General features: G+C 44.6%; 1 tRNA gene. It reads left to right on the forward strand.

Going from position 1 to position 260, the window contains the following annotated elements:
• Nucleotides 1–81: 81 nt before the first annotated feature.
• Nucleotides 82–157, forward strand: a tRNA-Gly gene (locus tag AAEY75_RS15900).
• Nucleotides 158–260 lie beyond the last annotated feature (103 nt).

Consider the following 260-nt stretch of genomic DNA (forward strand, 5'->3'; position numbering starts at 1 on the left):
TCCGGCCTCGGGCACCACTTTGTGGTTTGGTTACATACACCAATATGTAACTTATAAAAAATTATTTAGAATTAATATTATGCGGCACTAGCTCAGTTGGTAGAGCGCGACCTTGCCAAGGTCGAGGTCACGAGTTCGAGCCTCGTGTGCCGCTCCATATTAGTTTTATCAACTTGCTTTAAATAGCAAACTCGATGCCCGAGTGGTGGAATTGGTAGACACAAGGGATTTAAAATCACTCGACTAACAAGTCGTGCCGG

Source organism: Psychrobacter sp. TB55-MNA-CIBAN-0194 (genome assembly GCF_040309505.1).
GTDB classification, from domain to species: domain Bacteria; phylum Pseudomonadota; class Gammaproteobacteria; order Pseudomonadales; family Moraxellaceae; genus Psychrobacter; species Psychrobacter fozii.